Genomic DNA, 23,644 nt, shown 5'->3' on the forward strand with positions numbered 1-23,644 from the left:
TTCTCCTGTCGATCGGAGTTAGTGCTTCAGCACTTACTCCGATCCCATGCAAGGTAATTGCTTTCGCCGCTTCTTTATAGGCTTGCGCTGACACGCAGCGTGACGCGCCGTACGATGTATGGTGCGCTGCGAAGTGCACTAAGTGCACAACCGCTCAGGCCGTTTCGGCGAACAGTTCGCGGCCGATCAGCATGCGGCGGATCTCGCTGGTACCGGCGCCGATTTCATAGAGCTTCGCGTCGCGCCACAAACGGCCGACCGGATACTCGTTGATATAGCCATTGCCGCCGAGAATCTGGATCGCCTCGCCGGCCATCCACGTGGCTTTTTCCGCGGTGTAGAGAATCACGCCCGCGCAGTCCTTGCGCACCTGGCGCACGTGTTCCTTGCCGAGCGTGTCGAGTTGACGACCCACCGCATAGAGATACGCGCGGCACGCCTGCAGCGTCGTGTAGAGGTCCGCCACCTTGCCTTGAATGAGCTGGAATTCGCCGATCGGCTGACCGAACTGCTTACGGTCGTGGATATACGGCACGACCGCGTCCATGACCGCGACCATGATGCCGGTCGGGCCGCCTGCGAGCACGGCGCGTTCGTAGTCGAGGCCGCTCATCAGCACCTTCGCGCCGCCGTTCAACTGGCCGAGAATGTTTTCTTCCGGCACTTCCACGTCCTGGAACACCAGTTCGCCGGTATGCGAGCCGCGCATGCCGAGCTTGTCGAGTTTCTGCGCAACGGAAAATCCCTTCATGCCCTTCTCGACGATAAACGCGGTAATGCCGCGCGAATTCGCTTCGGGATCGGTCTTGGCATAGACGACCAGCGTGTCGCAATCCGGGCCATTGGTGATCCACATCTTCGTGCCGTTGAGCACGTAGTGGTCGCCCTTCTTCTCCGCGCGCAGCTTCATGCTGACCACATCCGAACCCGCGTTCGGCTCGCTCATGGCGAGTGCGCCGATATGTTCGCCCGACACGAGCTTGGGCAGATACTTCTGTTTTTGCGCTTCCGTGCCGTTGCGATGAATCTGGTTGACGCACAGATTCGAATGCGCGCCGTACGAGAGACCGACCGACGCCGACGCGCGCGAGATTTCCTCCATGGCGATCATGTGCGCCGTATAGCCCATGTTCGCGCCGCCGTATTCCTCCGAGACCGTCATGCCGAGCACGCCCAGATCGCCGAACTTGCGCCACAGGTCCATGGGAAACTGATCCGTGCGATCGATTTCCGCGGCACGCGGGGCGATTTCTTTGGCAGCGAATCCCGCGATGCTGTCGCGCAGCATTTCGATTTCTTCGCCGAGCGGGAATTGCAAACCGGGCAGGTTGCTCATTGCTGTGTCTCCAGAGTTCGTTGGCGGCCGGCCGTGAGTGGGCGCCGGCTGGTCCGGTTGCGGCTCGGCGGACGGCGGCGGCCTTGTGGGCCGCCTCTGTCGTCCCGCACGAGGCGCGAAACGTTCAAGGCGCATTTCACGCTAGATTTACGTAAGCGTCAATAGGTATTTTTGAGTGTTACTCAGAAACTGAAGCGACCGCCTACAACATCGCTGTGGCGTGATAGCATCGCAGTCATCAAACTTATTCCGCACCTTTACGAGCCGAATTCGCCTCACAAATCTGAACTGAACTCATATGACGGTTGCCACGAAGGCCGAGTTACCCGCCTCGCGCCGCCAGCCGGCCGGGCGCAAGTCGCAGCAGCGCGTGAAGGAGATCCTTCAGGCGGGGCGCGACGTGTTCTCCGAAAAGGGCTACGAGCGCGCGACAACGGCCGAAATCGCGCAGCGCCTCGGCATTTCCGAGGCGACCGTGTTCAGCTATTTCCGCGGCAAACGCGAGCTGTGCGCGCGGGTGATCGGCGACTGGTACGACGAGATCATCGACGCGATCGAATCCGGCTTGCCGCGCGACGGCAATGTGCGCCAGCAGTTCGCGTTCATCGTGCGCACGCATTTGCGGCTGATGCTGGTGAACGGCACTGATCTGTGCGCGCTAGTGTTATCCGAAGGTCGGGCCCGGCATCATGAGCTGAGCGAGGCGCTCACGGAGTTGCAGCGCCGCTATACCGCGCCGTTGATGCGCGTACTGGCGCAAGGCCAGGAGAGCGGGCAGATTCGCGCCGACATGCCGCTGCGCCTGTTGCGCTCGATGGTGTTCGGGCCGATGGAGCATGTGCTGTGGGACGCTACGCTCGCGAACCGGCATATCGATATCGATGCGACCGCGGATCAGCTCATCGACGTCTTGTGGGCCGCGCTGACGCCGCCAGATCTGGCGGTGAGCGCATTGCAGCAGTTCAGAGTGGAAGTGGCGGAGGCGAACCGGCGGTTCGAAGAGGCGGCGCGCGGTGCAACGGATATGTCTCGCGGCAACGAATAGCGGGCGCATTTCCTGCGTTTGCCTCACTTCTGTTCTTCGGCGAAAAAACGGCTAATCTACTGCTTCCCGGTCGAAGTCAGATGGAGACGCCAAGTGCCGAAAGAATCAGCCGCAAAGATCGCCAAGCCAGCCAAGACCTCGAACATCCGCATCGGCATAGGCGGCTGGACCTACGCGCCCTGGCGCGGCACCTTCTACCCCTCTGACCTCACGCAAAGCCGCGAACTCGAATACGCGAGCAAGAACCTCACATCGATCGAAATCAACGGCACGTTTTACGGATTGCAAAAACCGGCGAGCTACGAGAAGTGGTACCAGGAAACGCCGGACGATTTCGTCTTTTCGCTGAAGGCGCCGCGCTACGCGACCAACAGAAAAGTCCTCGCCGATGCGGGCGAAACGATCGAACGCTTCTTCGGCAGCGGCGTGCTATTGCTCAAGCAGAAGCTCGGCCCGGTCAACTGGCAATTCGCACCCACCAAAAAATTCGACAAGGAAGACTTCGAAGCCTTTCTGAAGCTACTGCCGGCCAGTATTGAAGGCCAGAAGCTCAGGCATGCGATCGAAGTCCGCAACGACACCTTCAAGACGCCGGACTTCATCGCGCTCGCCCGCAAATACAAAGTCGCCGTGGTACTGGCGGGCGACAGCGAATACCCGCAGATCGCGGACATCACGGCGCCCTTCGTGTACGCGCGCATCATGGGCACGACGGACAAACAGGCCCAAGGCTATTCGACCAAGGCGCTCGACACGTGGGCCGAACGCGCGCGGCAATTGGCGGCAGGCACGACACCGGACGATCTGGAAACCTCGGCAGAAGCGCCCGCGAAAACAGCCACGCGCGCGGCCGCACGCGACGTCTATCTCTACGTGATCAGCGGCTTCAAGGAACGCAATCCGGCGGCCGCCATGGCGCTGATCAAACGTCTCTGACACGCGCCGCCCGGCCGCATCGCGCGAGTGTCATAATCCCGGCAGCGAAGACAAGCACGATCAACGCACCCACACTCACGCAGTCAGGCCGCGAGGCCACTTCATCACCAAGGTCCGGGAGAATATTTTGAGCGCCATCGACAATCCTTTGCACGATCAGGAAGTCGGCTCGGCCGACGCCACCCAGGACACCACGCGCATCGACGACGTTCGGATCGGCGCGGTCCGTCCACTGATTTCCCCTGCGCTGTTGCAGGACGAGTTGCCGGTGCCGCCTTCGGTGCAGACGCTGGTCGAGAAAACCCGCACGGAAATCGCCGATATTCTGCATGGCCGTGACGACCGGCTCGTGATGATCGTCGGGCCGTGTTCGATTCATGACCACGATCAGGCAATCGAATACGCACACAAACTGAAGGTCGCCGCCGACACCTACAAGGACGACCTTCTGATCGTGATGCGGGTCTACTTCGAGAAGCCGCGCACCACGGTCGGCTGGAAAGGCTATATCAACGACCCGCGTCTGGACGGCAGTTTCCGCATCAACGAAGGTCTGCGTCTTGCACGGCAACTGCTGCTCGACATCAACGGTCTCGGCTTGTCCACGGCCACCGAGTTTCTCGACCTGCTGAGCCCGCAGTACATTGCCGACCTGATCGCGTGGGGCGCCATCGGCGCGCGCACGACGGAGAGCCAGAGCCATCGTCAACTGGCGTCAGGCCTGAGCTGCCCGATCGGTTTCAAGAACGGCACCGACGGCGGCGTGCAGATCGCCGCGGACGCGATCGTCGCCGCGCGCGCGAGCCACGCGTTCATGGGCATGACGAAAATGGGCATGGCCGCGATCTTCGAAACGCGTGGCAACGACGACGCGCACGTGATCCTGCGCGGCGGCAAGAAAGGGCCGAACTACGACAGCGCGTCGGTGGAAGCCACCTGCGTGGCGCTCAAATCAGCGGGTTTGCGCGAGCAGGTCATGGTCGACTGTTCGCATGCGAACTCGGGCAAGTCGCACTTGCGTCAACTGGAGGTGGTGCAGGATCTGGCGCAGCAGTTGTCGCAGCGCGAGCGCCGCATCATCGGCGTCATGCTGGAAAGTCATCTGGAAGAAGGCCGTCAGGATCTGAAGCCAGGCGTGCCGTTGCGTCACGGCGTATCGATCACGGATGCCTGCGTCAGTTGGGCGCAGACCGAGCCGGCGCTCGAGACGCTCGCCGAAGCCACCCGCAAACGTCGCGCCGGCTGAGCGCGAGCCGGGACGCAAGCGCTGAGTCGGGCAAACCCCCAGGAAGCCCCTTGGGGAGAGCACAAAAACACACGCGCCGCACCAGCCGCCGATCGATCCACCTTACCGGGGTTGGGCAGCGCGTGATTCCTCACGCCCGATGCATCGCTCGCCGCGCGCCAGTTTGGCGCGTGTGGATGCTCCGGCGTGAAGCGCGTTGCATTAAGACGCGTTGACGGCTTCCTTGAACGCCTTGCCAGCGGTGAACTTCACCGTCTTGGCAGCCGCGATCTGGATCTCGGCACCCGTCGACGGATTGCGGCCCACGCGTGCTGCGCGCGCGCCAGTCGAGAAAGAACCGAAACCGACCAGTTGCACCGTATCACCACCCACCACGGCTTTGGTCACCGCTTCGACGATCGCGTCGATGGTTTGGCCGGTGGCCGCTTTGCTTTCGCCCGTCGCTGCGGCGACTGCATCAATCAGTTCCTGTTTGTTCATAGCACTTCCCGTATGGTAATCATGGAACCGGCGCCACATCTGTTGCGCCGGGACCGACACACTAACGCATAGGCGCGGGTTCGCGCAAACCTTGGGTGTAAGCCTTGTATCACCCGCCCACAGGGAATTTGACGATTTTTTCCTGCAAAGTGCCATAAGAATCGCGCGCTTACACGTTTCTTCGGCTCGACACGGCTTTTTGCGTTATCACAATCCGTTGCAATTTCAGTGCTTTAGCGCGTCCCAAACCGCCACCAGCGGGCTTTTTTACGATGTTATGGTGGATCGCAGAAAGTCGGAATTTGGCAGGCGCGGCGTCCGGTGAATAAAGAATCCGGGAGGAATAAAAAATGAATTTTCGCCATATTGCAACATGTGCACTGCTCGCCGCGACGTCCTGCGCGGCCCTCGCAGCCGACGACAAAAGCTGCGCCACGCTCGTCGGCACGGCAAATTCACCCGCTCCGCAGAGCTTTCACGTACGTGACGGCGAGCCGGTCGACCTCGTCAGCGGCACTGGAACCGTGCACGGCAAGCTGCTGGTTTTCGGCGACAGCGGCGTTTTCCGGGCCTATTGGCAGCCCGAGAACAGCCCGGAGAAGTATGTGCTGGCGAATGCCGGCATGAATACCGTGCGGCTCGTCTCTACGCCGCCACAAGGCACGCCGGCACAGAACGGCCAACCCGGCACGACGCTCACGCCGCAACGCGTGCTCTCCTGTCCGGTGCTTTGATGCGACGAGCCTGTCACTTCGGCCGTTCGAACGCGGCACAAATGACCCATCACGCATCGTAAGCAGGTCGGACTTACCGCTTATTCGCGAGGCAATCGATTTCTATCTGACACGCCCTCAAGGTCCCACCCGTCCTGCCGATATACAAAGCTGCGTGTGCTGCGCAAACGTTTAAAGGAACGGGGATGGTTCTGTTAGCCAAATTGAGGGATGCGCTGTCGGTCGCGGAACGCGACCCCGAGCTCGTGCGTTCGCAGCTCGAAGCATTCAGCCACCAGGTCCCGCTTCTCTATTTCATTCTGCTCGTCAATACGGCGGCCGTCGCCATCACGCACGTCAGCTGCGCGCCGGCATGGTTGTCGATCTACTTTCCCGCGACGCTGTGCACCCTGTGCATCATCCGTTGCATACGATGGTGGCGTCTTCGGCACCGCCCCCTGACTCTCGACAAGGCAGTGTCCGAATTGCGCAAGCTGACCTGGCTTGCCGGCCTCTTCGCCGTCGCATTCAGCAGCTGGTCGTTGCTGCTCTTTCCCTACGGCACCGCGTACGAACAGACGCAGGTCGCGTTTTACATGGCGACGACGCTGGTCGGCTGCGTGTTCTGCCTGATGCACTTGCGCGCGGCTGCCATGCTGTTGCTGTCGATCGTCATCCTAAGCTTTTCTACCTTTCTGGTTTTCACCGGCTATCCGGTTTTCATTGCGATGGCCGTCGACATGACGTTGGTCGGCGTCGCGCTTGCCTTCATCATTCAGCTATATTGCCGGACCTTTGCCGACGTGGTGCACGCGCAGCGCGAGTTGCAGGCGAGCCAGCAAAAAACGCAGCGCCTCAGCGACGACAACTTCCGGCTCGCGAGCATCGACAGTCTGACGGACCTGCCCAACCGGCGCAGTTTCTTCGCCTCGCTGCGCGCGCTATCCGAGCAGGCGCTCGGCACCAGTAGCGGCTTCAATGTTGGGCTGATCGATCTCGACGGCTTCAAACAGGTCAACGATATCTACGGCCACGCCTGCGGCGACCTCGTTCTTCAGGAAGTCGGCTCGCGTTTGCTGGCGCTCGCCGAGCCCGGCATTTTCTTCGCGCGCCTCGGTGGCGACGAGTTCGGCGTGCTCGCGCAGCACAAACTGGCGAACGAGACGCTCGTCGAATTGGGCGAGCGCATCTGCGAGGCACTCGGTCAGCCCTATCGAGTTGCCGGCAACGTCGCCGAGTTGTCGGGCACGATCGGCTGGGCCGCGTTCCCTGAAGCCGGCACGACGGTGGCCCAAGTGTTCGAACGCGCCGACGCGGCACTATACGTGGGCAAGGAAAGCCGGCGCGGCACGCCGGTCATCTTCTCCACCGAACATGAAACGCGCATCCGGCGTTCGAGTCTCGTGACCCAGGAACTCCGCCATGCGGACCTCGAGTCGGAACTGTTTCTGGAGTTCCAGCCGATTTACGACGTCGTCACGCAATGCACCCTCGGTCTGGAAGCGCTCGGGCGCTGGCACAACGCACGGCTCGGCGCGGTCAGGCCGGAAGAATTCATTCGGATTGCCGAGCGTACCGAACTGATTCTGCGCATCACGGAAGTGCTGCTGCACAAAGCGCTCGACGAAGCGGCGCGCTGGCCGTCCGAGCTTTATCTGTCGTTCAATCTGTCGGCGATCGATATCTGCACGTCGGCGCGCGCCCGACGGCTGATCGATATCGTCATGGCAAGCGGCGTGCCGCCGCACCGCGTGTCGTTCGAAATCACCGAGACCGCCGTGACGCGTGATTTCGAACAGGCCCGCTGTTCGCTCACCATGATCAAGAAAGCCGGCTGCCGCGTGTCGCTCGACGACTTCGGCACCGGCTATTCGAGCCTCAGCTATGTGCATCGCCTGCCCTTCGACACGATCAAGATCGACCGCAGCTTCATGACGGACGTGGATACTAATAGCGCGTCGAAGAAGATCGTCAAGTCGGTGCTCGACCTGTGCCGCAACCTTGGGCTCGAATGCGTGGTGGAAGGACTCGAGACGGCGTCGCAAGTCGAGGTCGTCAAGGCGCTAGGCGCACGCGCGGTGCAGGGTTATCTGTTTAGCCGGCCGATGCGGGCAAGCGCGATCGCCGCCTATTTGCAGACGGCGCGCGGGCACGATTTTGCGATTGAGGTCCAGCCGTAGTCCTATCGTTCCGCGACACGGTGCGGTGCTGAACCCGCTTCACCGTCGCGCGGCCAGGCGCCACCTGACCGCCCTCATCAGCGCGCTAACGTGCCGCGGTATCGTATTCCAGCTTCGGATACCAGTCCGTGCCACGGCCACCGGGCGTCATGTCGAGCACGGTCCAGATCGGCATCACGTCCGGGGCGCCGCGTGGATCCTGTCCGGGGTCCGCAGTCGACGGCCCCATCTCCTCCGCCCAGAAGTGCCGCACCGTGCCGCCCGAGCGCGTAAAGACGTTGAACGCGGGATTGTCATCGCCCGCAGGATCTTCCGCCGCGTAATCGCGATTGAAGGTGTTGCCGCCCGATGAGTACAGCCGCAGATGCCGCCAGCCCCGCTCCTTCTTGAACGCAACCAGCTTCTCGATCGGCGAGCGCGCGATCACCGCGAACGCGACGCGTTGCAGGATGTCGGGCATTTCGCCGTCGTATGCACTCAAAAGCGAGGTGCACATCGGACACGGCCGGGCGCGCTGCGGGCCGAACATCCAGTTGTAGGTGACGAGCGTGTCATGCTCGCCGAACATCTCCGATAGCTTCACCGGGCCGGCTTCGCCCATGAACAGGTAATCCTCGGGCACGACGCCGCCGGCCGGCAGCGCGCGGCGCTGGGCGGCGACCCGTTCGATATGGCGGCGCAATTCGATTTCCTCGGCGAGCAGGTCGTTGCGCGCGCGCCGATAGTCGGCGCTTTCGCCGGGAAAGCGGCTCGGCGTGTCGGCCGCTAGTTGGCGGGCCGGCTTCAACGTTTGTGCGGATGCGGATACGTCAGTCATCAGCCATCTCCTCTTACGGAACAAGGATAAAGGGCGCGAGCAGCGCGCCGCGAACGCGGCCGCGTTCTCGTCCTCTATATAGCCACGACGAACCGCGCGGCGGCAAATCGACAGCATCGGCGAAATTTTTTGGCGATGCTCAGGCGCACCCTGACGGCAACCCAAAGCGCCCGGCAAGGTATCCTTGAGCGCAACAGCACGCGCGCCGAGGCGCGCCGTCCATGGGGATGCAACATGCCGCTTCGTCTGCCACCGCTGCCGGCGCTTCGTTTCTTTGAAGCGGCCGGCAGGCATCAGAGTTTCAAACTTGCCGCCGCGGAACTGAATGTCACGCCGAGCGCGATCAGCCACGGCATTGTCGGACTGGAACAGGCGCTCGGCGTCGAACTGTTCGTGCGCGAGCCGCGCGGCATCTCGCTCTCGGCGAGCGGCGCGGATTACTTGTCATACGTCTCCGAAGCGTTTTCGCTGATCGCCATCGGCACGCAGCGCCTGCCGAATCACCGCGCGGATCGGCCAATCGCGCTGAGTTGCGCGCCGACCTTCGCGTCGCGCTGGCTGCTGCCGCGCCTCGCCGGCTTTCGCGCGCTCTGGCCAAATGTGAACGTGAGCGTCGACACCTCGCATCGTCAGGTCGGTTTTCCCGTCGACGGTTTCGACTTCGCGATCCGCATGAGCCGTGCGCCGGTTGCAGGCACCGCGTGGACGCGGCTGTTCGGCGAGCGCCTCGTGCCCGTGTGCAGCCCCGCGTATCTGGCGGATCTGCGCGACGAGCACGGCAACGCGGACCTGCGTCGCGCGACGCTCATTCACGTGAACGCCGCCAGCGAGGACTGGCAGGCGTGGCTGGATGCGACCGGCACCGAAGGCATCGAGACCACCGCAGGCCTGCGCGTCGACACGATCCAGCTCGCCTTTGAAGCCGCGGCGATGGGCCTCGGCGTCGCGCTCGGCAGACGGCCGCTGGTGGATCGGGATATCGACAGCGGCGTGCTCGTGGAGGCTTATCCGGCGACGATCGCGTCCACCACGGCCTACTGGTTGGTCAGCGCGGAGAACGCGGACCGCCGGCCGGAGCTTTTCGATTTCAAACGCTGGCTGGTGAGCGAGGCCGAGCAGTTCGACGCGCACACCGACGTTGCCGGCCAGGCACTGCAGAACGCCACCAACTAAACCACAGGTCCGCTTCGCACAGGTGAGCCACGCTCACCTGTCGTCAAAAACTTATCTTTTGCCGCTTCTGACGCTCGCTGCGACCATGTGTCGAAGGAGATCAGAACCATGTCGACCGCCAACAGCAAACGCTTCGCCCCCGCCTTCAATCAGACGACGCTCGTGATTCTCGCCGGCGCGCTCATTCTGAGCGCCGCAATGGGCATCCGGCAGACGTTTGGTCTGTTCATCGGACCGTTCTCGTTCGACCGCGGCTTGCCGGTCACGCTGATCGCGTTTGCGATCGCGCTGCACAATCTCGTGTGGGGTTTCGCCCAGCCGTTCGCGGGCGCCGCCGCGGATCGCTACGGTTCGGCGCCGGTGGTCGCGTTCGGCGCGACGACATTCGCGGCGGGCCTCGGCCTCGCGGCAGTGGCGCCCAGCGGCGCCATGTTGATCGTCGGCATGGGGCTGCTGGTCGGCATCGGCGTGAGTTGCACGACCTTCGGCGTGGTGCTGCCGGCGGTCGGCCGCATCGCCTCGCCTGAAAAACGCAGCATGGCGATGGGTCTGGTCAGCGCCGGCGGCTCCGCCGGCCAGGTGCTGATGGTTCCACTCGTGCAAGGCGTCCGGCTCAGTTCGGGGATTGCCACGTCGCTCTTCGTGCTGGCTTTCCTGATGCTGCTGATCGCCCCGCTCGGCATGGTGCTCGACCGGCGCGCGCGGGTCGGCACGCCCGTTCACGAAGAGCATGTCGCGCCGCTTCGCAAGGTACTGGGTCAAGCCGCCGGGCATCGAGGCTACCGGCTGCTGACGCTCGGTTTCTTCACCTGCGGTTTCCAGCTTGCCTTTATCGCCACGCATCTGCCCGAGTACCTGTCGCTTTGCCATATGCCGGTCGGACTCGGCGCCACCGCGCTCGCGCTGATCGGGCTGTTCAACATGGCGGGCAGTTGGGCGTGCGGCTGGCTGGGTGGCCGCTTCCGGCAGCATCATGTGCTCGGCTGGCTGTACGTGATTCGCAGCATCACGATCGGCGCATTCTTTCTACTGCCGAAAAGCCCGGCGTCGGTGGTGATTTTCGCGGCCGTGATGGGTCTGACCTGGCTCGGCACCGTGCCGCTCACGAGCGGGCTCGTCGCGAAAGTGTTCGGCACGCGCCACCTCGGCAGCCTGTTCGGAGTCTGCTTTCTGAGCCATCAGATCGGCTCGTTTCTGGGCGCATGGCTCGGTGGTCTGGTGTTCGATCTGACCGGGTCGTATTCGCTGCTCTGGGAAGCGACGGTGGTCGCCGGCCTCGTCGCCGCGATGCTGCACTTTCCGATCGACGACACCACCGTGAGCACGCCCACGCTTCGAGCTAACCCGGCGGCGGCGTGAGTGAGCGTGCCGACAGTGGCCACGAACGCCGCCCACCGGCATGAACTCAAAAGCAGCGCGTGCGGCTATTTTTTCGGCGTATCCGCCGCGGCTTTCGGCACGCGTCCCATCAGATAGAACTCGTCGTTCGGACGCATGGAAATCACGTTGGCCATGCGGTTCGACAAACCGAAAAACGCCGTGATCGCCGCGATATCCCAGATGTCTTCATCGGCAAATCCGTGCTCGCGCAGCGTTTGAAAATCGGCGTCGCCGACCGTGCCGGACGCGCTGCACACTTTGACCGCGAAGTCGAGCATCGCCTTCTGACGCGGCGTGATATCCGCCTTCCTATGATTGACGGCGACCTGATCCGCGACCAATGGCGCCTTTTCGTAGATGCGCAGAATCGCCCCATGCGCGACCACGCAATACAAACACTGGTTGATCGCGCTGGTGGCGACCACGATCATCTCGCGCTCGCCTTTGCTGAGGCCGCCTTCTTTCAGCATCAACGCGTCGTGATAGGCGAAAAACGCGCGGAACTCGTCCGGGCGGTGCGCCAGTGTCAGAAACACATTCGGCACAAAACCGGCTTTCTCCTGCACTTCGAGAATGCGCGCGCGAATGTCGTCGGGCCATGCGTCCGGTTTGGGCACGGGGTAGCGGCTGATCGGCTGAGGCTTTGCCATGCGATGTCTCCGTCGTATCTGTTTGGGTATGACGACGATTCTAGCAAGCCGCACAGCCGCAGCACGTCCACGCTCGACAAGGTCCGATATCGACGCCCATATCGTCTAGACTTTCCACTCAAGGGAGCTTGAGCCGCGCCGCGACGACCGGCGCCGGCCGGATTTCAGCAGGAGCTGACCATGTCAGACGTTTTGCACGACGCGCGAGCGCCCGTCGTCAAGGTGCGCCCCGACCGGGAAATGGCGACGTCCCAGCGTCTGCCGTACTTTGTCGGCATCTCCGCCGGCACCGCGGGCACCACGGGTTTGTCGATGTATATGGTCGTAGTGCCGCCGGGCGGTCACGCCGAGCCTCACTTTCACGCCGACTACGAAACCGCGATCTACATGCTCGAGGGCAAGATCGAGACCCGCTATGGGCCCGGCTTGCGCGAGTCCGTCATCACCGAACCGGGCGATTTCCTGTTCATTCCGCCCGGCGTGCCGCATCAGCCGTTCAATCTGGACGCGACCACCGCGGCGCGCGCGATCGTGGCGCGCAACCATGCGGACGAGCACGAACGCGTCGTGCCGTATGATCCGGCCTCTGACGCATGATTCAGCCTCAGACGCGTGATCCAGCAAATGAAGGCAGCGGGGCTGGTACCGGCTAACGGCTGGCTACACCGGTCTCGCCGCCGACCGCGACCACGCGCATTTTCCGCCCCGCCATCCCGCGTCAAGCGCCCAGGTATCCGGCCTGCCCCGCAGCGCCGTTTTGCCACCTGTGCTTAAATCCGCTTCTCATATCATTCTTGTACTATGGCGACCGCCTGCCGACGCGGCATGGCGCTCGCCGTCGTGCGGGAACGGAACATGCGCGGACTGTTCGCCATGCGTCACCCGGGCGCGGACGTTTCAAATTCCAACATTCCATTCTCAGGAGCGCGGTTGTGTGGCATTTTCCGGTTGCTATTCCACCCTCGCTGGGCGTGTGGGCCGTGTTCATGAGCGTGCTCATCACGCAACTCGGCGTGCCGATTCCGGCCGCGCCGATGCTGATCCTCGGTGGAACCATGGCCGCCATGGGGCAAACCTCGTATACGAGCGTCGTGTGCGCCGCGGTCGCCGCCACGCTGATTGCCGACTCGCTATGGTTCTTCACCGGACGAATCTATGGCCGCCGCCTGCTGAACTACCTGGTGCGCTTCTCCCTCTCGCTCGACACCACGGTGCGTCTCGCGCGCAATACCTATGAACGCTACGGCGCGCAGATTCTCGCCGTCGCGAAGTTTCTGCCCGGACTCGGCCTGATCTCCGCGCCGCTGCTCGGCACGACAGCGATCAGCGTCAGCGTGTTTCTGCTGTGGGACTTTATCGGCGCGGCATTGTGGTCCAGCGTGTGGGTCATCGGCGGCGCCGCATTGCACGACCAGATCGTGCAATTGATGCTGCTCGTGCGCCATAACGGCGGCACGATTTTCGATGCGTTCGCGGCCATCTTCGTGGCCGTGCTGCTGTATCGCTGGGTGCGCCGCTGGCAGTTTCGCCGCTGGCTCGCGCATACGCGTATTTCGCCGGACCAGCTCGACGAGATGATGAAGTCGAACGAGCCGCCGCTGATCTTCGACGCGCGTCCACGCAGCGTGCGCGAAAGGGAGTCGCACCGGATTGCCGGCGCGCGGCGGCTGGATCTCGATTCGCCCGAGCCGATCGATCCCGAGTTGCTGAAGCGGCCAATCGTCGTCTACTGCGTGTGTCCGAACGAAGCGACGGCAAAGCGCATCGTCGACCAGTTGCATCGCAAGAATATCCACCACATCCGCGCGCTCAAGGGCGGCCTCGACGCGTGGCAGAAACGCGGTTATCCGGTCGAACCGTTGCCGCCCGACTTCCACACCGCGAAGGCCCATATGATCGAGGACGAGGGCGAAGAAGGCGAATACACGGTGCGCGCGCGGCTGGCGGAGTAACGACACCGCGCCTCGAAGGCCACGCAACGCTCATCAAAAACCGCTTGCGCTTCACACTCAATGTGTGCAACATGCATATATGCACGTTGCACACATTGAGGCATCCCCATGACGCAGCGCACAGAAAATCTGCTCGGCGTGCTCGCCCTGCTGGTCACGGACGAAATGAACGCGCAGCCCACCGTTGACGCGCTCGCCGGCCCCACCGCCCGCGCCATGCTCAACGCGGTCGGCCTATATCCCGATTCATCGATTGAAGTGCTGCGCGAGGCGGTCGATCTGTCGCATCCGGCCGCCGTGCGCGCCGTGGCGGGACTGGTCGAAGCGGGCCTCGTCGAGAAAAAATCAGGCGCGGACAAACGCGCTGTCGCGCTTGCGTTGACCACGGCCGGCAAGCGTGAGGCCAAACGCCTGCAAACGGCGCGCGACAGGATGCTGCAACGCATTGTCGGCCGGCTCGAAGACAGCGAGCGCGAAGTGCTCGAAAGCCTGCTGATCAAGATCTTGTGGAACGAGACCCGCGACCCCGCGCACGCGATGCAACTGTGCCGCCTGTGTGACGACGGTCCGTGCCTGAAAGCCGGCTGTCCGGTCGAATGCGGCGAACAGGGGCTGCCCATGCCCGCGCGGAGCAGCACATGAAATCCGCCGCGCCGGTGCGTTGGCCGGCAATCGCGGCATTGACTGCGGTGTCGGCACTCTCGCAAGTCGGCCAGTTCGGCATCGGCTTCATGGTGCTGCCGGTGTGGCTCGCCCATCGCGGCCTGGATGCGCCACGCGCCGGCCTCTTCTCCGCTTCGCAATGGACCGGCATGCTGGCCGGCTTGCTGATCGCGCCGTGGCTGATGGCGCGCATCGGCGCGAAACGTACCGTGTCGCTGGGTCTGCTGGCCACGCTCGTGGCGTTCGCCACGATGAGTGCGCTGTCGTGGCCGCTGTGGCTCGTGCCCGGTCTGTTGACGGGGCTCGGCATCGGTTTGCGCTGGATTGCCAACGAAACCTGGCTGTACGGTCTGGTCCCCGCTAAATCGAGCGGACGTGTGGTGGGCGTGCACGAAGCACTGATCGCCACGGCGGGCGTCATCGGACCGGCGCTCGCAGTGTGGTGCGATGTCGATGGACGCATCACGTTCGCGGCCGGTGCGGCCTTCACGTTCGCCGCCGCGCTGCCGCTCTGGCTAACCGCATCGGACGCGAAATGGCCTGCTTTGCAAGAAGCACGGCCCGCGCGAAGAGAAAGCACTCAACGGCGCATGCCCATCGGCCCGCTGGTGAGCCTCGGCATGGTGGTCATCGCAGCGGGCGGAATCGGCGACGGCGCGCTTTACGGCCTCTTCCCGCTGTTCGCCGACGCGCACGGCCTCAGCGCCACGCAAACCGCCACCCTGCTGACGCTATTCGGCGTCGGCGGCATGGCGCTGCAATTTCCGGTCGGCTGGCTGGCCGATCGCGCAGGGCTCGCGGCCACGGTGATCGTGTGCGCCGCGCTCAGCACACTGGCCATCTGCGGCTTCGCGCTGGCCGTGCCCGCATCGTGGCTCGCGGCCGCGAGCGCGCTCTTGCTCGGCGGCATGAACAGTTCGTTCATCACACTGGGCATGTACGCGGCGGCTTGCAGCGACAAGGCCGCGCTCACACGGAACATGCGGCTGTTGTCGCTTACCTTCACCGCGAGTTCGATCGTGGGGCCGCTCGCCGCGGGCTTCGCGATGAACGCGCACGGCAGCGATATGCTGATGTGGCAACTCGCGCTGATGAGCGGCGCGCTGGTGGTCTACACGCTCGGCTTGCGCGAAGGCCGGCGCCAGCCCGAACGTTCTTCGTCGATGGGCTGAGCTGGTTTTTTTGCATCGATTGGCAGGAAGGTTGGACGCGTCTAAGCCTCGCGTCCAGCAACCTTGCGTTGGCGCCACAGACACAGCAGATCGCACGCAATATGCGCGGCGGCAATCGCCGTGATTTCGCTCTGGTCGTATGCTGGCGCGACTTCGACGACGTCCGCGCCCACCAGATTCAACGCGCCGAGCGCGCGCACGATCGCCAATCCCTGCGCCGACGACAAACCGCCCGCCACCGGCGTACCCGTGCCCGGTGCGAACGCCGGATCGAGACAGTCGATATCGAAAGTCAAATATGCGGGACATGCCCCCACAATCGACACGATGCGCTCCACTGCCGCTCGTGTGCCATTCTCATGGACCCAGGCGGCGTCGAGAATATTGATGCCCATGAAATCGTCATTCCATGTGCGAATGCCGATCTGCACCGAGGTCTTCGGATCGATCAGGCCATCCTTCACCGCCTTGTAGAACATCGAGCCGTGGTTCAGGCTGTCGGGACTGTCGTCGGCCCAGGTGTCGCAATGGGCGTCGAAATGAATCAGCGAGAGCGGCTTGCCATACTTCTCCGCGTGCGCGATCAAGAGCGGATAGGTGATGTAGTGATCGCCACCGAGCGTCAGCATCTTCGCGTCCGAGCGCAGGATCGTACGCGCATGCTCGACGATGGATTCCTTGATCGTGAGCGGATTGTGCGCGTCGAACCAGCAATCGCCATAGTCGGTCACTGCGAGGTCGTCGAACGGATTGAAACCCCACGGATATGGATGCAACTCCGACAACTGCACGCTGGCCGCGCGCACCGCCGCGGGCCCGAGACGCGCGCCCGCGCGAAACGTAGTGGCCAGATCGAGCGGCACGCCGGAGACCACGACGTCGACGCCGTCGAGTTCACGCGTGTACTTGCGGCGCATGAACGACAGCACGCCCGCATAAGTGTTTTCGATCGACGAGCCATAAAGCGACGCACGGCGGATCGCGCCGTCGCCGTAGACGAGTTCAGTCATGGATGACCTGATACCTATAGACAGTCCGGCGCGGCGCGCGAAGCTTCGAAGGCACGCGCAACGCCGGCTTCGGATTCATTGGGGACGCGACGGCGCGCATCACACGCGCCGCCGCGCTGGCTTCGCGAATCCTTTAGCGCAGCCGCACCAGCGTGGACTTCAGCTCGGTGTATTTCTCCAAAGCATGCAGCGACTTGTCCCGGCCGTTGCCCGATTGCTTATAGCCGCCGAACGGGAAGTTCATGTCGCCGCCTTCGTCGTAGCAATTGACCCACACGGTGCCGGCGCGGAGTTGGCGTGACACTTCGTGCGCCGTGGTCAGGTTCGAAGTCCAGACCGCGGCGGCCAGACCATACTCGCTGTCGTTAGCGATCCTGATCGCCTCTTCGACCGTGTCGAACGTGATCACCGACAACACCGGCCCGAAGATTTCCTCTCGCGCGACCTTCGCGCCGGAAGCCGGAATTTCGAAGATGGTCGGCTCGATATAGAAGCCGCCCGTTTCCTCTTTCACGCGCGCACCGCCGAGCAACAGTTTGGCTTCGGCGCGGCCTGCCTCGATATAGCCGAGCACACGTTCGAGCTGAACCTTGTCGACGATCGCGCCCATCGACGTTTTCGGGTCGAGCGGATTGCCCGGCGTATAGCTGCGCGCCGCGGCGACCAGCTTGTCGAGGAACGCGTCCTTGATGTCGCGATGCACGAGCAGGCGCGAACCCGCGGTACACATTTCACCCATGTTGTAGAAGATCGCACCCGCCGCCGCATTCGCCGCGCGATCCATATCCGGGCAATCCGGCATCACGATGTTCGGCGACTTGCCGCCGAGTTCGAGCCACACGCGTTTCAGGTTCGATTGTCCCGCGTACTGCATGATCAGCTTGCCGACGTTGGTCGAGCCGGTAAAGGCGAGACAGTCCACGTCCTGATGCAGCGCCAGCAGCTTGCCCGGCTCGCCCGCGCCCGGTACGACGTTGAACACGCCGGCGGGAATGCCTGCGTCCAGTGCGAGTTGCGCGAGTCGGATCGCGGTGAGCGGCGACTTCTCCGACGGCTTGAGCACTACGCTATTGCCCGCCGCCAACGCCGGGCCGAATTTCCACGATGCCATCAGGATCGGGAAGTTCCACGGCACGACCGCGGCCACCACGCCAATCGGTTCGCGCGTGACGAGTCCGACCAGATGATGATCGGCCGGCGCGACTTCGCCGCCAACCTTGTCGATCGCTTCGGCAAACCATTCGACGCAATACGCGGCGCCTGGCACGTCCACGCTGGTGGTATCGGCGATCGGCTTGCCGGCGTCGAGCGTTTCGAGCAGCGCGAGTTCGTCCATGTGCTCGCGAATCGACGCGGCCCAGCGCAGCAGCACGGCCTTGCGTTGACGCGGGTTAAGGCCCGCCCACACGCCAGAGTCGAACGCGCGGCGTGCGGCGGCCACGGCGGCGTCGACCTCGGCCGCGCCGCTGTCGGCGACCTTGGCGAGCAGTTTGCCGTCGATCGGGCTCAGGCAGTCGAACGTGCGGCCGCCTTCGGCATCACGGTATTCGCCGTCGATAAACGCGCGGCCTTCGATCGATAGCGTAGCGGCCTTGTCTTGCCAGAAAGCGAGAGATTTCTTGTCCATCAGGATGCCTCAATGTTATGCGCTCGACGCGAGCCTGCATCGACTTCATGCGGCACCGAACTACGGCACTGAGTCGAGTCGAGGCGCGTTGGCGCGGAGTCTTCAGAAGGTGGGCGGCGAATTGGCCGACACGATCTCGCAGAGATGCTCCGCGCTGGGATTGCGAAAACGGTGCGGAAGACGGCTTTCGAAATAGTAGCTGTCACCGGGGTCGAGCAGCCACGTGGTGCCGTCCACTGTCAGTTCGATCTGACCGCTGACCACCACCCCGCCCTCGTGCCCTTCGTGCTCCAGCATTTCCGGCCCCGTGTCCGACAACGGCTGATAGACCTCGCGCAGAATGCCCATATTGCGGTCTTTCACGCTCGAACCCGCGAGATAGAACTCGATCGACTCATTGCCGAGGTTCGGCATGTCGGCACGGCGCGACACCACCGAACGCTCCGCTTCCACTTCGAAGGTGAAGAATTCGGCGAGACTCATGGGTATGCATTCGAGCAGTTTCTTCAACGAGCCGACCGAGGGGCTCACGCGATTCTGTTCGATCAGCGAGATCGTGCCATTTGTCACTCCCGCCCGTTTCGCCAGTTCACGCTGGGACAAGCCGTTCTTCTTGCGGATGTATTGCAGACGGGTCGCTACTTCTATGGACATCGCTAGGTTCTCTGACATTGAAGACAATCGGGGCGCTAAGTGATCAGATGAATGGACCACATGACTTGGGCAACGAGAGGTGCCCGCGAGTGTTGAATATTCTAATCACTTTGATTGTTGCGCCGCTGGGGAAAACCCTGAAAGGTTTCCGAAATATGAATGACGCAACGAACGTTCCCACTGGGCGGGATTCTAGCCGCGCCCTCGGGAAAGCCCTGATAAATGTTTTATCAAAAAGGGTTTGACGGCTTTATTGGCTCGTATATGCTGGTTCCCAGGCGATCGTCATGCCGATGTCACGGGGCACCCAAGCGTGCTTCGCGGCGCAGCGAATTCAATTCGCTTAGGTTCAAGGCGATCAACCCAGCGTCCTGTTTCTTTAAACGCCCCGTGCGGATTTCGAGCAGGCCGTTCAATACTTTCAACGTCGCCAGTCGAGTGTAATCGTGAGAGTCCGAGGCCCTTTGGTGAGATGGAATCGTAGTCAGGCGAGTTGTCCTCGCGCTGACGGCGCCATCGCCGACGGCAGCAGCGGCCGCCTTGCGTTCCGCCGCTTCCTGTCCGTCTTCACGATCCTGTCCCGCCGTTCAGTTCGACGCCACAACTCTATCTCCGCGCGCGCCTTCATTGCCGTGCGCACGGACGAAGTCGCCTCGCTGCTGCCGTAGCGCCTCCCCCTTTTCGCCGTTCGATTCATCCGTTTGCGTGAGCGCGCTCTTTCGAGCCGTGCGTTCCTGCATGTGCGGTGCCGTCTGCCGCCTGCGCGTTTCACGCTCTTCGGAAAAGTTGCGCACCGCAGCGGATCGAATCGAACAGCCCATCTGACTATCACGCGCGGCGCGTCTCAGTTGACGACGACCGCCTGCACTACCCGGTGGCCTTGCGCACGGCGCACGGCTGCTGAATCGTGCCGCGCTGTGTTTAACGTTGTTCATGCCGCGTCCCGCGGGGAACACACACGTCTATTCGTTATGCGAAACAAACCCCTGGTCGGCATCAGTGCCGACAGAACGATGATGGGAGTCCACCCGTCGCACGTGGTCGGCGAGAAATACATCGCCGCGATCGTGGACGGATCACAGGCGCTGGCCATGTTGCTGCCGGCGCTCGGCGAGCGTCAGCCCGCCGAAGACGTGCTGGCGACGGTCGACGGCCTGCTGTTTACAGGCAGCTATTCGAACGTCGAGCCGCACCGCTACGGCGGCCATCCCAGCGCGCCGGGCACGCTGCACGACGCCGCACGCGATGCGACGACGCTGCCGCTGATGCGCGCGGCGATCGCCGCCGGCGTGCCGGTGCTGGCCGTCTGCCGGGGCTTCCAGGAAATGAACGTGGTTTTCGGTGGGACGTTGCATCAAAGCGTTCACGCGGTGGAGGGTCTGAACGACCATCGCGAGAACAAGGAAGACGACCTCGACGTGCAATACGCACCGTCGCATTCGATCACGCTGACGCAGGGCGGCTTGTTGCAGCGCCTCGCGGGCGGCACGAATGAAGCGCGTGTGAATTCCTTGCACGGCCAGGGCGTCGAGCGGTTGGGCGTGGGCCTCACGGCCGAAGCCACCGCGCCGGACGGCTTGATCGAAGCGGTGAGCGTGACCGATGCGCGTGCCTTCGCGCTGGGTGTGCAGTGGCACCCGGAGTGGAAGCATGCCAACGACGCACTATCTACCGCGATCTTTCGGGCGTTCGGCGACGCCTGCCGCGATCGAATGCGCACCAAGGCCGGCTATGGCGCGGCATCCGCCGCTGCCACGCATGCCTGAGCCGGTCGCGCACCAAAACTGAGAGAATAGACATGCATGACATCGACGATTTTCTGAAGAAGAACCGTGTCACCGAAATCGAAGCGATCATTCCGGATATGGCCGGGATCGCGCGCGGCAAGATCATTCCGCGCAGCAAATTCGAATCCGGCGAGTCCATGCGCTTGCCGCAGGCGGTGATGATCCAGACCGTCACAGGAGACTATCCGGAAGACGGCACGCTCACCGGCGTGACTGATCCGGACATGGTGTGCGTGCCCGACGCCAGCACCATCCGCATGATTCCGTGGGCCGTCGATCCGACCGCTCAGGTGATTCACGATTGCGTTCACTTCGACGGCACGCCCGTCGCGATCTCGCCGCGCCGCGTACTGCGCCGCGTGCTCGAACTCTATAAAGCCAAAGGCTGGAAGCCGGTCATCGCGCCCGAGCTCGAGTTCTATCTGGTCGATATGAACAAGGACCCGGACCTGCCGCTGCAACCGCCTATCGGCCGTACCGGTCGCCCGGAAACCGGGCGTCAGGCGTACTCGATCGAAGCCGTCAACGAATTCGATCCGCTCTTCGAAGACATCTACGAGTACTGCGAGGTGCAGGAACTGGAAGTCGACACGCTGATTCACGAAGTCGGCGCCGCGCAGATGGAAATCAACTTCATGCACGGCGATCCGCTCAAGCTCGCCGACAGCGTGTTCCTCTTCAAGCGCACGGTGCGGGAAGCCGCGCTGCGCCACAAGATGTACGCGACCTTCATGGCCAAGCCGATGGAAGGCGAACCGGGCTCGGCCATGCACATGCATCAAAGCCTCGTCGACGAAGAAACCGGCCACAACCTCTTCACCGGCCCGGATGGCAAACCGACGTCGCTGTTCACGGGCTATATCGCTGGCTTGCAGAAGTACACGCCTGCGTTGATGCCGATCTTCGCGCCGTATATCAACTCGTATCGTCGTCTGTCGCGCTTCATGGCCGCGCCGATCAACGTGGCATGGGGTTACGACAACCGCACGGTAGGTTTCCGGATTCCGCATTCGGGGCCGGCTGCGCGCCGCATCGAAAACCGTATTCCGGGCGTGGACTGCAACCCGTATCTGGCGATTGCCGCGACGCTCGCCGCGGGCTATCTCGGCATGACGCAGAAGCTCGAAGCCACGGAGCCGCTGCTCAGCGACGGTTACGAATTGCCCTACCAGTTGCCGCGCAATCTCGAAGAGGGTTTGACGCTGATGGGCGCGTGCGAGCCGATCGCCGAAGTGCTGGGCGAAAAATTCGTCAAAGCCTACCTCGCTCTGAAGGAAACCGAATATGAAGCGTTCTTCCGCGTGATCAGTTCGTGGGAACGCCGGCATTTGCTGCTGCACGTGTAAGGCAAACGCAAAAATTGGAGGCAGTATGAGCTACAGAACAGAAGAAGTCGCTTACGTGCAACCGGCCCAGCCGGCCGCGAGCGCACAGGCAGCACAAGCCGCACAACAACAACGCAGCACCGCAGAATACCGCGCACTGGACGCCGCGCACCACATCCATCCGTTCTCGGATATGGGCTCGCTCAATCGCAGCGGCAGCCGCGTGATCGTCAAGGCGCAAGGCGTGTATCTTTGGGATTCGGAAGGCAACAAGGTGATCGACGGCATGGCCGGCCTGTGGTGCGTGAACGTCGGTTATGGCCGCAAGGAACTGGCCGACGCCGCGTACAAGCAGATGCAGGAACTGCCCTACTACAACACCTTCTTCAAGACGACACACCCGCCTGTAATCGAACTGTCGGCGTTGCTCGCGGAGCTGGCGCCCGAACCGTTCAATCACTTCTTCTACTGCAACAGCGGTTCGGAAGGCAACGATACGGTGCTGCGCATCGTCCATCAATACTGGGCGACTCAAAACAAGTACTCGAAGAAATTCGTGATCTCGCGCAAGAACGGCTATCACGGTTCGACGATCGCGGGCGGCACGCTCGGCGGCATGGGCTACATGCATGAACAGATGCCCTCGAAAGTCGAGAACATCGTGCATATCGACCAGCCCTATTTCTTCGGCGAAGCAGAAGGCAACCTGACGCCGGAAGAGTTCGCGCTGGCCCGTGCGCAGCAACTGGAAGCGAAGATTCTCGAAATCGGCGCGGACAACGTCGCCGCGTTCATCGGTGAGCCTTTCCAGGGAGCGGGCGGCGTGATCTTCCCGGCTTCGACGTATTGGCCGGAAATCCAGCGCATCTGCCGCAAGTACGACATTCTGCTGGTCGCCGACGAAGTGATCGGCGGTTTCGGCCGCACCGGCGAATGGTTCGCGCATCAGCACTTCGGCTTCGAGCCGGATCTGATCACGCTGGCGAAGGGCCTGACGAGCGGCTATGTGCCGATGGGCGCGGTCGGCCTGCATGAGCGCGTCGCCAAGGCGATTATCGAAAACGGCGACTTCAATCACGGTCTCACGTATTCGGGTCACCCGGTCGCGGCCGCCGTCGCGCTCGCCAACCTCAAGCTGCTGCGCGACGAGAAGATCGTCGAACGCGTCAAGAACGACACCGGCCCGTACTTCCAGAAGCAACTGCGCGAGACCTTCGCCAATCACCCAATCATCGGCGAAATCTCCGGTGCGGGGCTGGTGGCCGGTCTGCAACTCTCAGAGGATCCAAAGGCGCGCAAGCGCTTCGCCAATGGCGGCGACGTCGGCACAATCTGCCGCGACTTCTGCTTCAACGGCAACCTCATCATGCGCGCCACTGGCGACCGCATGCTGCTGTCACCGCCGCTCGTGATCAACAAGCTGGAAATCGACGAAATCGTCTCGAAGGCCAAAAAAGCCATCGATGCGACAGCACAACAACTCGGCATTTCGTAACGG

Annotated in this window: 23 protein-coding genes; 15 read left to right on the top strand and 8 right to left on the bottom strand. The window is 62.8% G+C overall.

Annotated features, from left to right (window positions below; translation table 11 throughout):
* Positions 1-154: 154 nt before the first annotated feature.
* Positions 155-1,336, bottom strand: coding sequence for an isovaleryl-CoA dehydrogenase (locus P0D80_RS16355; protein ID WP_132377550.1), 1,182 nt, complete (start codon positions 1,334-1,336; stop codon positions 155-157).
* A gap of 298 nt (positions 1,337-1,634) precedes the next feature.
* Here P0D80_RS16355 and P0D80_RS16360 point away from each other — a divergent pair, with 298 nt between their 5' ends.
* The 3 genes from P0D80_RS16360 (at position 1,635) to P0D80_RS16370 (ending at position 4,563) form a co-directional block, all read left to right on the top strand.
* Positions 1,635-2,381, top strand: a complete 747-nt coding sequence (locus P0D80_RS16360; protein ID WP_132377551.1) for a TetR/AcrR family transcriptional regulator — start codon at positions 1,635-1,637, stop codon at positions 2,379-2,381.
* Positions 2,382-2,474: 93 nt separating this feature from the next.
* A complete protein-coding gene (locus P0D80_RS16365; RefSeq protein WP_408285299.1) occupies positions 2,475-3,317 on the top strand; it encodes a DUF72 domain-containing protein in 843 nt (280 codons plus the stop codon).
* A 127-nt stretch (positions 3,318-3,444) separates the two neighbouring features.
* Positions 3,445-4,563: a 3-deoxy-7-phosphoheptulonate synthase gene (locus tag P0D80_RS16370; RefSeq protein ID WP_408285303.1), complete on the top strand. Its 1,119-nt coding sequence runs from the start codon at positions 3,445-3,447 to the stop codon at positions 4,561-4,563.
* 201 nt (positions 4,564-4,764) lie between these two features.
* Here the strand turns inward: P0D80_RS16370 and P0D80_RS16375 are convergent, their stop codons facing one another.
* The gene (locus tag P0D80_RS16375; protein ID WP_006049832.1) at positions 4,765-5,043 is read right to left on the bottom strand and encodes an HU family DNA-binding protein; all 279 of its coding nucleotides are present in this window, start codon (positions 5,041-5,043) and stop codon (positions 4,765-4,767) included.
* 350 nt (positions 5,044-5,393) lie between these two features.
* On the opposite strand from P0D80_RS16375, the gene P0D80_RS16380 reads away from it, so the two are divergent.
* Both P0D80_RS16380 and P0D80_RS16385 read left to right on the top strand, forming a co-directional pair.
* Entirely contained in the window at positions 5,394-5,777 is a 384-nt protein-coding gene (locus tag P0D80_RS16380; protein ID WP_408285306.1) for a hypothetical protein, read from the top strand.
* Between the two features lie 185 nt (positions 5,778-5,962).
* Complete coding sequence (locus tag P0D80_RS16385; protein ID WP_408285308.1) at positions 5,963-7,936, top strand: putative bifunctional diguanylate cyclase/phosphodiesterase; 1,974 nt, start codon at positions 5,963-5,965, stop codon at positions 7,934-7,936.
* Positions 7,937-8,021: 85 nt separating this feature from the next.
* On the opposite strand, the gene P0D80_RS16390 is transcribed toward P0D80_RS16385, so the two are convergent.
* Positions 8,022-8,753, bottom strand: coding sequence for a DUF899 family protein (locus P0D80_RS16390; protein WP_408178188.1), 732 nt, complete (start codon positions 8,751-8,753; stop codon positions 8,022-8,024).
* Between the two features lie 234 nt (positions 8,754-8,987).
* Here P0D80_RS16390 and P0D80_RS16395 point away from each other — a divergent pair, with 234 nt between their 5' ends.
* Positions 8,988-9,926, top strand: a complete 939-nt coding sequence (locus P0D80_RS16395) for a LysR substrate-binding domain-containing protein (protein ID WP_408285311.1) — start codon at positions 8,988-8,990, stop codon at positions 9,924-9,926.
* 108 nt (positions 9,927-10,034) lie between these two features.
* Complete coding sequence (locus P0D80_RS16400; RefSeq protein ID WP_408285314.1) at positions 10,035-11,285, top strand: MFS transporter; 1,251 nt, start codon at positions 10,035-10,037, stop codon at positions 11,283-11,285.
* Between the two features lie 65 nt (positions 11,286-11,350).
* Here P0D80_RS16400 and P0D80_RS16405 read toward each other — a convergent pair whose 3' ends face one another.
* Complete coding sequence (locus P0D80_RS16405; protein ID WP_408285317.1) at positions 11,351-11,956, bottom strand: peroxidase-related enzyme; 606 nt, start codon at positions 11,954-11,956, stop codon at positions 11,351-11,353.
* A 180-nt stretch (positions 11,957-12,136) separates the two neighbouring features.
* Between P0D80_RS16405 and P0D80_RS16410 the strand changes: the two genes are divergently transcribed.
* The 4 genes from P0D80_RS16410 to P0D80_RS16425 all read left to right on the top strand — a co-directional run bounded on the left by P0D80_RS16410 (position 12,137) and on the right by P0D80_RS16425 (position 15,743).
* Positions 12,137-12,553 (top strand): cupin domain-containing protein, encoded by a 417-nt coding sequence (locus tag P0D80_RS16410; RefSeq protein WP_408178192.1) that lies wholly within the window; start codon positions 12,137-12,139, stop codon positions 12,551-12,553.
* 335 nt (positions 12,554-12,888) lie between these two features.
* Positions 12,889-13,908, top strand: a complete 1,020-nt coding sequence (locus P0D80_RS16415) for a VTT domain-containing protein (RefSeq protein ID WP_408285320.1) — start codon at positions 12,889-12,891, stop codon at positions 13,906-13,908.
* A 108-nt stretch (positions 13,909-14,016) separates the two neighbouring features.
* The gene (locus tag P0D80_RS16420; protein ID WP_408285325.1) at positions 14,017-14,550 is read left to right on the top strand and encodes a MarR family winged helix-turn-helix transcriptional regulator; all 534 of its coding nucleotides are present in this window, start codon (positions 14,017-14,019) and stop codon (positions 14,548-14,550) included.
* Positions 14,547-15,743 (top strand): MFS transporter, encoded by a 1,197-nt coding sequence (locus P0D80_RS16425; RefSeq protein WP_408285328.1) that lies wholly within the window; start codon positions 14,547-14,549, stop codon positions 15,741-15,743. Before P0D80_RS16420 ends, P0D80_RS16425 begins: the two co-directional genes overlap by 4 nt.
* Before the next feature lie 41 nt (positions 15,744-15,784).
* Here the strand turns inward: P0D80_RS16425 and speB are convergent, their stop codons facing one another.
* The 4 genes from speB to P0D80_RS16445 form a co-directional block, all read right to left on the bottom strand.
* A complete protein-coding gene (gene speB, locus P0D80_RS16430; RefSeq protein WP_408285331.1) occupies positions 15,785-16,753 on the bottom strand; it encodes an agmatinase in 969 nt (322 codons plus the stop codon).
* A gap of 133 nt (positions 16,754-16,886) precedes the next feature.
* Positions 16,887-18,380, bottom strand: a complete 1,494-nt coding sequence (locus P0D80_RS16435; RefSeq protein WP_132377565.1) for an aldehyde dehydrogenase — start codon at positions 18,378-18,380, stop codon at positions 16,887-16,889.
* A gap of 102 nt (positions 18,381-18,482) precedes the next feature.
* Entirely contained in the window at positions 18,483-19,034 is a 552-nt protein-coding gene (locus P0D80_RS16440; RefSeq protein WP_132377566.1) for a cupin domain-containing protein, read from the bottom strand.
* A gap of 296 nt (positions 19,035-19,330) precedes the next feature.
* The gene (locus P0D80_RS16445; RefSeq protein WP_408285334.1) at positions 19,331-19,459 is read right to left on the bottom strand and encodes a hypothetical protein; all 129 of its coding nucleotides are present in this window, start codon (positions 19,457-19,459) and stop codon (positions 19,331-19,333) included.
* A gap of 21 nt (positions 19,460-19,480) precedes the next feature.
* Here P0D80_RS16445 and P0D80_RS16450 point away from each other — a divergent pair, with 21 nt between their 5' ends.
* The 4 genes from P0D80_RS16450 to P0D80_RS16465 all read left to right on the top strand — a co-directional run bounded on the left by P0D80_RS16450 (position 19,481) and on the right by P0D80_RS16465 (position 23,641).
* On the top strand, positions 19,481-19,702 hold the full coding sequence (locus P0D80_RS16450; RefSeq protein ID WP_408285337.1) for a hypothetical protein: 222 nt from the start codon (positions 19,481-19,483) through the stop codon (positions 19,700-19,702).
* A gap of 303 nt (positions 19,703-20,005) precedes the next feature.
* A complete protein-coding gene (locus P0D80_RS16455) occupies positions 20,006-20,800 on the top strand; it encodes a gamma-glutamyl-gamma-aminobutyrate hydrolase family protein (RefSeq protein WP_408285339.1) in 795 nt (264 codons plus the stop codon).
* Positions 20,801-20,832: 32 nt separating this feature from the next.
* A complete protein-coding gene (locus tag P0D80_RS16460; RefSeq protein WP_106277425.1) occupies positions 20,833-22,167 on the top strand; it encodes a glutamine synthetase family protein in 1,335 nt (444 codons plus the stop codon).
* 25 nt (positions 22,168-22,192) lie between these two features.
* Entirely contained in the window at positions 22,193-23,641 is a 1,449-nt protein-coding gene (locus P0D80_RS16465; RefSeq protein WP_408285342.1) for an aspartate aminotransferase family protein, read from the top strand.
* Positions 23,642-23,644: the final 3 nt, after the last annotated feature.

Origin of the sequence: Paraburkholderia sp. RL17-373-BIF-A, from assembly GCF_046030175.1 — a bacterium.
GTDB lineage: Bacteria > Pseudomonadota > Gammaproteobacteria > Burkholderiales > Burkholderiaceae > Paraburkholderia.